The sequence below is a fragment of the Streptomyces sp. WAC05292 genome (assembly GCF_003949955.1).
In the GTDB taxonomy this organism is placed as follows: domain Bacteria; phylum Actinomycetota; class Actinomycetes; order Streptomycetales; family Streptomycetaceae; genus Streptomyces; species Streptomyces globosus.
The window spans coordinates 1-9,099 of record NZ_RPSE01000249.1 but is presented as its reverse complement, the minus strand read 5'-3'; the positions used below and the strand labels follow the sequence as shown (position 1 = coordinate 9,099).

Sequence of the window (9,099 nt, the reverse complement as noted above, 5' to 3'; positions counted from 1 at the left end):
GCAGCAGACCTGCGCACCACCACCGGGGGCGGCCCCCCGGACGACGTCGACAAGGCGCCGATTCCGTTGCTCGAACCCCGCGAGGGGATCCCTCCGGTGGTCGCCGACGAAGACGCCCTCGCCCGGGTGGTCGCGGCCTTCGCCGCGGGCACCGGCCCCGTCGCCGTCGACGCCGAACGCGCCTCCGGATACCGCTACGGCCAGCGCGCCTACCTCGTGCAGCTGCGCCGCGAAGGCGCGGGATCCGCGCTCGTCGACCCGGTCGGCTGCCCCGACCTGTCCGCGCTCGGCGCGGCCCTGGACGGCACGGAGTGGATCCTCCACGCGGCGACCCAGGACCTGCCCTGCCTGCGCGACATAGGCATGGTGCCCACCTCCCTGTTCGACACCGAGCTGGCCGGCCGGCTCGCGGGCTTCCCGCGCGTCGGGCTGGGCGCGATGGTCGAGAGCGTGCTCGGCTTCGCGCTGGAGAAGGGCCACTCCGCCGTCGACTGGTCCACCCGCCCGCTCCCCGAGCCGTGGCTGCGCTACGCCGCGCTCGACGTCGAGCTGCTGGTCGACCTGCGGGACGCGCTGGAGGCGGAGCTGGACCGGCAGGGCAAACTGGAATGGGCCCGCCAGGAGTTCGACGCCATCGCCTCCGCCCCGCCCGCCCCGCCGCGCAAGGACCCCTGGCGCCGCACCTCCGGCATGCACAAGGTCCGCCGGCGCCGCCAGATGGCGGTCGTGCGGGAGCTGTGGGAGTCGCGCGACCGGATCGCCCAGCGGCGCGACGTCTCGCCCGGCAAGGTGCTGAGCGACGCCGCGATCGTCGAGGCCGCGCTCGCCCTGCCGTCCCACGTGCACGCCCTGTCGGCGCTGCCCGGCTTCGGGCAGCGCATGGGCCGGCGCCAGCTGGAGCAGTGGATGGCCGCGGTGGACCGGGCCAAGGCCCTGCCCGAGGCCGAGCTGCCGCAGCCCGGGGCCGCCTCGGCCGGCCCTCCGCCGCCGCGGTCGTGGGCCGACAAGGACCCGGCCGCCGCGGCCCGGCTCTCCGCGGCCCGCTCCGCGGTGTCGGCGCTCGCCGAGCGGCTGAACCTGCCCCAGGAGAACCTGATCACCCCGGACACGGTGCGCCGGCTGTGCTGGGAGCCGCCCAAGCGGCTCGGCCCGGACACGGTGGCCGAGGCCCTCGCGGGCCACGGCGCCCGCCCGTGGCAGATCGAGCAGGTGACCCCGGTGCTGGTCACGGCGCTGGCCGTGACCGCCTGAGGCGCCGCGCCACCCTTCGAAGGAGCCCCCGTCCGACCGGCCGGGGGCTCCTTCGCGTCCGCCGGCAGCGTCCGCCGGTGTACGGGCGCCCGCGCCCGGGCGGCTCGCGGCCGGACCCTGACATCCCGTTACACGATCATGACGTCGCGCCTCTTTTGAACACGCTCAACAAGGGCTAGCTTCTTGAACATGATCAAAACTGAGGGCACCACCACGCGGAACGGGCACGGCGGACAGGACGGCGCGTACGGCGCGTGGGTCCGCCACTTCGAGGCCGAGCGGGAGCGGCGCGCCGCCGCCGGCGATCCGGACTGGGCGCGCGGCGCACGCCTGTCGCCGGCACTGGTCCGCAGCATCCGGACGTTCCAGGTGGGCGAGGACGGCGACGGCTCGGCCCTCATCGACAAGGCCGACCGGGCGGGCGACCCGGAGTACGCCGCAGCGGCGCGGCTGTTCGTCGCCGAGGAGCAGAACCACGCGCGCCTGCTGGCCCTGCTGCTGTCGGCGGCCGGGGCCGACACCCTCGACGGCCACTGGAGCGACGCGGCGTTCGTCCGGATGCGGCGCCTGCTGGGGCTGCGGGTCGAGCTGATGGTGCTGATGGTCGCGGAGGTCGTCGCCCTGCGGTACTACCGGGCCCTGCGCGACGGCTCCGGCGACCCGCTGGCCTGCGAGGTCGCGGCCAGGATCCTGGCCGACGAGGAGCGGCACGTGCCCTTCCACGTCCGGCGGCTGCACGAGGGGCTCGCCGGGCTGCCCCGGCCGGCCCGGAAGGCCGCGACCGCGGGCTGGCGGGCCATGGTCGCCGCGGCGGCGCTGCTGGTGGCGGCCGACCACGGGGCCGCACTGCGGGAGGCCGGGGTCTCGCGGCGCGCCTTCGTGTCGGAGGTGGCCGGCTCCTCCGCCCCCATGGCCGCGACCATGTCGGACGGCCCGGTTCCGGCCGTCCCCGAGCCTGCCGGGAGCCCCGTCGCGGTGTGACGTTCGCCGCTCCTCGGCGCGGGGGTGTCCACACCGGTTACCCGCAAGTAGCATGGCGGGTGAGCGGGCGCTCAGCCGTTGGCCGGGCCGCCCGCGCGCAGCAGTGCCATCCCGCACCTGGAGGAGAGCCAACGTGCCTCGTACCGTCAGGGACGTCGTCTTCGTCGACGGCGTCCGCACCCCGTTCGGCAAGGCGGGCCCGAAGGGCATCTACCACGAGACCCGCGCCGACGACCTCGTCGTGAAGGCGATCCGGGAGCTGCTGCGCCGCAACCCGGACCTGGACGCGAAGAAGATCGACGAGGTGGCCATCGCGGCCACCACCCAGATCGGCGACCAGGGCCTGACGATCGGCCGCACGGCCGGCATCCTCGCGGGCCTGCCGCAGTCCGTCCCGGGCTACTCCATCGACCGCATGTGCGCCGGCGCGCTGACCGCCGTGACCGCCGTCGCGGGCGGTGTGGCCTTCGGTGCGTACGACGTCGCCATCGCCGGCGGTGTCGAGCACATGGGCCGCCACCCCATGGGCGAGGGCGTCGACCCGAACCCGCGCTTCGTCTCCGAGAAGCTGGTCGACGAGTCCGCCCTGTTCATGGGCATGACCGCCGAGAACCTGCACGACCGGTACCCGACGATCACCAAGCTCCGCGCCGACGAGTACGCCGTGCGCTCGCAGGAGAAGGCCGCCAAGGCGTACGCCGACGGCAAGATCCAGCAGGACCTCGTCCCGATCTCGGTGCGCAACACCAACCCCGAGGTCGGCGAGACCGGCTGGGGCCTCGTCACGTCCGACGAGCCGATGCGCCCGGGCACCACGCTGGAGAACCTGGCGAACCTGAAGACCCCGTTCCGTACGCACGGCCGGGTCACCGCGGGCAACGCCGCCGGCCTCAACGACGGTGCCACCGCCGCGATCATCGCGTCCGAGGACTTCGCCCGCGAGAACAACCTCCCGGTCAAGATGCGCCTCGTGTCGTACGCCTTCGCCGGCGTCGAGCCGGAGGTCATGGGCTACGGCCCGATCCCGGCCACGGAGAAGGCCCTGGCCCAGGCCGGCCTGTCCATCGGGGACATCGGCCTGTTCGAGATCAACGAGGCCTTCGCCGTCCAGGTCCTCGCGTTCCTGGAGCACTACGGCATCGCCGACGACGACGCCCGCGTGAACCAGTACGGCGGCGCCATCGCGTTCGGCCACCCGCTGGCCTCCTCCGGCGTCCGCCTGATGACGCAGCTGGCCCGCCAGTTCGAGGAGCAGCCGCACGTCCGCTACGGCCTGACCACCATGTGCGTGGGCTTCGGCATGGGCGCGACGGTCATCTGGGAGAACCCGCACTTCGCCGAGGGAGAGTCCAAGTGAGCACCACCGCTGAGCTCCTGAAGGGCGCGGCCGAGCTGTTCCCGGACGAGGTCGTCACGTCGGCGCACGTCCGCCACCTGGAACTGCCGTTCGACGCGGGGCGTTTCGCGCTCATCACGCTGGACAACGGCTTCGACCACACCAAGCCGACGACGTTCGGCCCGCAGTCGCTGGCCAACCTGAACGCGGCGATCGACCAGGTCGAGCAGGAGGCCCTGGCCGGCTCCATCGTCGGCGCGGGCATCACCGGCAAGCCGTTCATCTTCGCGGTCGGCGCCGACCTCAAGGGCGTCGAGCTGCTGAAGAAGCACGACGAGGCGCTGGCCATCGGCAAGGGCGGCCACGACGTCTTCAAGCGCCTCGCCGCGCTGGCCGTCCCCACCTTCGCGTACTACAACGGCGCGGCGATGGGCGGCGGCGTCGAGGTCGGCCTGCACTGCACCTACCGCACGGTGTCGAAGGCCATCCCTGCCTTCTCCCTGCCCGAGGTCTTCCTCGGCCTGGTCCCCGGCTGGGGCGGCTGCACCATCCTGCCGAACCTGATCGGCGCCGAGCGGGCCGTCTCGGTGATCATCGAGAACTCGCTGAACCAGAACCGCCAGCTCAAGGGCAAGCAGGTCTTCGAGCTCGGCATCGCCGACGCGCTGTTCGAGGGTGCGGACTTCCTGGAGCAGTCCCTGCTCTGGACGGCCCGCGTCCTCAAGGGCGAGACCGAGGTCGCGCGCCCCGAGGTGGACCGCGGCGAGGCCTGGGACGCGGCCGTGGCCAAGGGCCGCGCGGTCGCGGACTCCAAGGTGCACGGCGCCGCCCCGGCCGCCTACCGCGCGCTGGACATCATCGCGGAGGCCAAGGACGGCGACCTGCAGAAGGGCTTCGACGCCGAGGACACGGCCCTGGCCGACCTCATCATGGGCGGTGAGCTCCGCTCGGGCATCTACGCCTTCAACCTGGTCCAGAAGCGCGGCAAGCGCCCGGCCGGCGCCCCGGACAAGAGCCTGGCGCGCCCGGTGTCCAAGGTCGGCGTCGTCGGTGCGGGCCTGATGGCCTCGCAGCTGGCGCTGCTGTTCCTGCGCCGCCTGGAGGTGCCGGTCGTCCTCACCGACATCGACCAGGAGCGCGTCGACAAGGGTGTGGGCTACGTCCACGCCGAGATCGAGAAGCTGCTGGGCAAGGGCCGCATCAACCAGGACAAGGCCAACCGCCTCAAGGCGCTGGTGAGCGGTGTCCTGGACAAGGCCGAGGGCTTCGCGGACGCGGACTTCGTCATCGAGGCCGTCTTCGAGGAGATGTCGGTCAAGCAGAAGGTGTTCGCGGAGGTCGAGGCGGTCGCCCCGGCGCACGCGATCCTCGCCACCAACACCTCCTCGCTGTCGGTCAGCGAGATGGCCTCGAAGCTGAAGCACCCCGAGCGCGTGGTCGGCTTCCACTTCTTCAACCCCGTGGCCATCCTCCCGCTGCTGGAGATCGTCCGCGGCGAGCAGACGGACGACGCCTCGCTGGCCACGGCGTTCGCCGTCGCCAAGAAGCTGAAGAAGACGGCGGTCCTCACCAAGGACGCCCCGGCGTTCGTCGTGAACCGCATCCTGACCCGCTTCATGGGCGAGATCCAGAACGTCATCGACGAGGGCACCCCGGTCGAGACGGCGGAGAAGGCCATCGAGCCGCTCGGCCTGCCGATGTCGCCGCTGGTGCTGCTGGAGCTCGTCGGCCCGGCGATCGGCCTGCACGTGTCCGAGACGCTGAACCGCTCCTTCCCGGAGCGCTTCACGGTCTCCCCCAACCTGAAGGCGGTCGTCGAGGCCGGCAAGCGGGGCTTCTACGTGTACGACTCCGGCAAGCCGGAGCTGGACCCGGAGGTCGCCGCCCTCCTGGTGCAGGGCGACTCGGTGCTGACCGAGGAGCAGGTGCGGACGCGCGTCCTGGACGCGGTGGCGCAGGAGATCGGCCTGATGCTGGAGGAGGGTGTCGTGGCCGAGGCCCAGGACATCGACCTCTGCCTCATCACCGGCGCCGGCTGGCCCTTCCACCTGGGCGGCATCACGCCGTACCTGGACCGCGAGGGCGTCTCGGAGCGCGTGAACGGCAAGCGGTTCCTGGCTCCGGGCGTGGCGAGCGTGCCGGCCTGAACCGCCGCGCGGCGGCCTGACGCCGCGTGAGCGCCGCGGACGCCCGTCCCCCGTCCTTGGGGGGCGGGCGTCCGCCGCGTTCGGCCGGGGGCTTCGGCGGGGCGTGCCGCCGGGGCTGGCAGAATACGGCCCGTGGCGGACGACAAGAGGATTTTCAGCCGCCGGAGCGTGCTCCTCGGGGGCGGCGCGACGGCCGCCGCGGTGACCGCGGGCGGTGCGGCGTGGGCGCTGCGCCCCGGCCGGGAGTCCGGGTCCGCGTTCGGGTTCGGCTTCGGGTCGGGCTGGCGGGGCGGCTCGCAGCCGGTGGTGGGCGCCTTCGACATGCGCACGGGCGCGGAGGTCCTGGCGCCGTCGGCGCTGTTCAACTCGACGGGGCCGCAGTCGTTCGCGTTCGACGACACCAACGGGCAGGTGTTCACGCTCCAGACCGTCCAGGGCGGCCTCCTCCTCGACGGGGAGGAGGAGCCGGTCGAGTACGGGGACCGCAAGTCCGCCGGGGATATGTGCCTGACCAGGATGACCGATTCGGGCATTACGCTCGGGCACATGTATCTCCGGGGCTTCGGCCACGGAATTTCCTTCGGTGTGGAGCCGACGGGCCCGCGCACGTACATATGGCTGGAAGGGCGGGCCGATCCGGAGAGCGGCTATGGCCGTACGGTGGTGCGGGTGCCGTTCAAGGACGGTGCGGTGCTGAACAGTTCCGATGAATCGGTTCGGCATTTCGACCCGGTGCCCGGGTCCACGGACGTCTGCCCCGCCCTCGACCTGGCGGGCGGGCGCGTCCTGGTCAGCCACCAGGAGGGCGGGCTGCACCGGTTGTCGGTGTACGGCATGGAGGACTTCCTCGCGGGGCGGTTCACCCCTGCGCAGACGATCAAGGCGGGCGTGCAGGTCAAGGAAGAGGAATGGTTCCAGGGCTGTGCGCTGCACGGGGATTACGTGTACGTACTGACCGGCAAGCCGTACACCGGGAAAAACGGAAGCAATCCGAGGAAGTCGGGCGGCAACACGTACGTGTCCGCGATCGACGTGCGCACGGGCCGGCCGCAGGGGCGCCACCACGTGACCGTGGCGCCGGACCTGCCCTACCGGGAGCCCGAGGGGATGGCCGTCCGCCAGGCGGCTTCGCAGCCCGCATTGTGCGTGGGATTTTCCGTGAAGGCGAACGACCGGCGCGAGCTGACGGTGTACGGCTTCACGGTGTGAGCGGTGTCTCGGCGGATGTGCCGCGGCATATTCGCAGGCCCCGCCGGTAATCATTGGCCCGCGGTTCACGGCGTGTTCTGGGGCCGTCCATGAGGCTGCTTATACTACTGCGACACTTCACGCGATTCTTATACCTCCATGGGGGAGGCTCCGCATCCATGGGCTCCAAGCGGCTGCGCGCCGTACTCGGCGTTCTGATCACCACTGGGCTCATCCTCAGCTTCCTGGGCATGCTGGTCGCGGTCGCGTTCGTCTCCCTCCCGCTCTTCGCCGGCTGCGCCGCGCTGAGCTACGTCGCCGACCTCATGCTCCACAACACCGAGTCGCCGACCCTGGAGCGGCTGCGCGACTCGCGCTTCGGCCTCACCATGCGCTTCCTGATCCGGCAGTTCCTGCTGCTGGGCCTGTGCGGCGCGGTCGCCGACATCGAGTCGTTCGTGGCGCAGATGACCACCATCGGCCTGCTCCTGCTGTTCATCCTCCAGCTCGCCTACGGCGCCCTGCTCAAGCACGTCCGCAAGATGCGCAACGAGCTGCCCTTCACCACCCGCGGGCTGGACCTGGAGGCGCTCGGCATCCGCCGCATGCCCCACCCGTTCCTGGTGAACAAGCACGTCCGCAAGACCCTCCACCTGGACATCCCGCTGGTCGCCGGCTCGCTGGCCACCATCGGGACGGACGACTGGCGCTGGGTCACATACGGCATGATCACCACCGTCTTCCTGGCCTACTTCTCCCTGCTGGTGCTCGTGCCCGACGCGCGCAACGCGCTGAAGCTCCCGACCGCCGACGAGGCCATCGACGAACTCAACCACCAGCTGGCCGAATACCGCCCCCAGGTCGCGCTGTACTTCACCTTCGCCGCCATCTCCAAAGACTTCATGTACCAGGTGAACATGTGGCTGGAGTCGCTGGAGGCCCTGGACCTGCGCCCCATCATCGTGCTGCGCGAGCGGGCCACCCTGCGGTACCTGGACGCGACGCCGGTGCCGGTCATCTGCATCCCCAAGGCCGACAACCTCGCGCGCATCGAGATGCCCGAGCTGCGCGTCGCCCTGTACCCGGGCAACGCGGGCAAGAACGTCCACATGCTCCAGCGCGCCGAGGTCAAGCACGTCTTCATCGGCCACGGCGACAGCGACAAACTCGCCAGCAGCAACCGCGTCAGCAAGGTCTTCGACGAGATCTGGGTGGCCGGCCGGGCCGGCCGCGACCGCTACGAGCGCATCAAGCACGCCGTCTCCCCCCACCAGATCGTCGAGGTCGGCCGCCCCCAGCTGATGCCCCTGCACCGCTGGACCGGCCGCGTCGCCGGCCCCGTGCCCACCGTCATCTACGCCCCCACCTGGGAGGGCTGGACCGACGACGCCTGCTACACCTCCGTCATCCCGGCCGGCGAGAAACTGATCAAGGCGCTGCTCGCGTACGACCGCGAGATCCGCATCATCTACAAGCCGCACCCGCTCACCGGCTCGCGCTCCGCCGAGGCGGCCGCAGCCCACCGCCGCGTCATCGCCCTCCTGGAGGAGGACAACGCCCGGCGCTTCGGCCGCAACATGACCGACTCCAAGGCCGCCGCGAAGAAGCTCGCCCGGATCGACAAGCGCATCGCCGAGCTGTCCGAGCGCGGCGTCCGCTCCAAGTACCCCGACCTCACCGAAGAGGAGCGGACCGCCCGCATCCGGCGCAGCCGCAACCAGGCCGGCGCCCTGTACTGGTCCGCCGTCCCGGACGCCGCGCACCACGTGGTGACCGAGCGGATCCCCGCCCTCTACGACTGCTTCAACCACTCGGACCTGCTCATCGGCGACATGTCGAGCGTCGTCTCCGACTTCGTGGCCACGCTCAAGCCGTACGCCATCTTCAACCTGGAGGGCCTGCCCGACCAGGACTTCCGCAACGAGCAGCGCACCGCGTACGCCTCGTACCTGCTGGACGCCGACTGCAACGGGCTGACCGAGGCCATCGAGGCGACGCTCAACCCGGAGCAGGACCTGATGGCCCCCTACCGCGAGCAGCTCAAGGAATACCTGCTGGGCGGCGAGTACCCGCCGTCCATCGTCCGCTTCAACGCGGCCGCCAACGACCTCTACCGGCGGGGGCTGAGCGACTTCCCCGTCGAGTACCCCGACGAGGCGGCCTCCACCGTGTAGCCGGCCCGCGCCCCGCCCCTCC

The 9,099-nt window shown here is 71.6% G+C and carries 6 protein-coding genes; all 6 read left to right on the top strand.

Features of this window, described 5'->3' with window-relative positions; all coding sequences use genetic code 11:
- Positions 1-9 precede the first annotated feature (9 nt).
- The 6 genes from EF903_RS22545 (at position 10) to EF903_RS22520 (ending at position 9,077) form a co-directional block, all read left to right on the top strand.
- Positions 10-1,251 (top strand): ribonuclease D, encoded by a 1,242-nt coding sequence (locus tag EF903_RS22545; RefSeq protein ID WP_125545947.1) that lies wholly within the window; start codon positions 10-12, stop codon positions 1,249-1,251.
- A gap of 189 nt (positions 1,252-1,440) precedes the next feature.
- Positions 1,441-2,232, top strand: coding sequence for a hypothetical protein (locus tag EF903_RS22540; protein ID WP_125545945.1), 792 nt, complete (start codon positions 1,441-1,443; stop codon positions 2,230-2,232).
- 133 nt (positions 2,233-2,365) lie between these two features.
- Positions 2,366-3,589, top strand: a complete 1,224-nt coding sequence (locus EF903_RS22535) for an acetyl-CoA C-acyltransferase (protein WP_125545943.1) — start codon at positions 2,366-2,368, stop codon at positions 3,587-3,589.
- A complete protein-coding gene (locus tag EF903_RS22530; protein ID WP_125545941.1) occupies positions 3,586-5,715 on the top strand; it encodes a 3-hydroxyacyl-CoA dehydrogenase NAD-binding domain-containing protein in 2,130 nt (709 codons plus the stop codon). Before EF903_RS22535 ends, EF903_RS22530 begins: the two co-directional genes overlap by 4 nt.
- A gap of 132 nt (positions 5,716-5,847) precedes the next feature.
- Positions 5,848-6,924 carry a signaling protein gene (locus EF903_RS22525; protein ID WP_125545939.1) on the top strand — a complete coding sequence of 359 codons (1,077 nt, stop codon included), beginning with the start codon at positions 5,848-5,850 and terminating at the stop codon, positions 6,922-6,924.
- A 158-nt stretch (positions 6,925-7,082) separates the two neighbouring features.
- Complete coding sequence (locus EF903_RS22520) at positions 7,083-9,077, top strand: hypothetical protein (protein ID WP_125545936.1); 1,995 nt, start codon at positions 7,083-7,085, stop codon at positions 9,075-9,077.
- Positions 9,078-9,099: the final 22 nt, after the last annotated feature.

Excerpts from the sequence above, each read along its gene's own strand:
- EF903_RS22520 (WP_125545936.1), top strand. The coding sequence starts at position 7,083 with ATGGGCTCCAAGCGGCTGCGCGCCGTACTCGGCGTTCTGATCACCACT.
- EF903_RS22540 (WP_125545945.1), top strand. The coding sequence starts at position 1,441 with ATGATCAAAACTGAGGGCACCACCACGCGGAACGGGCACGGCGGACAG.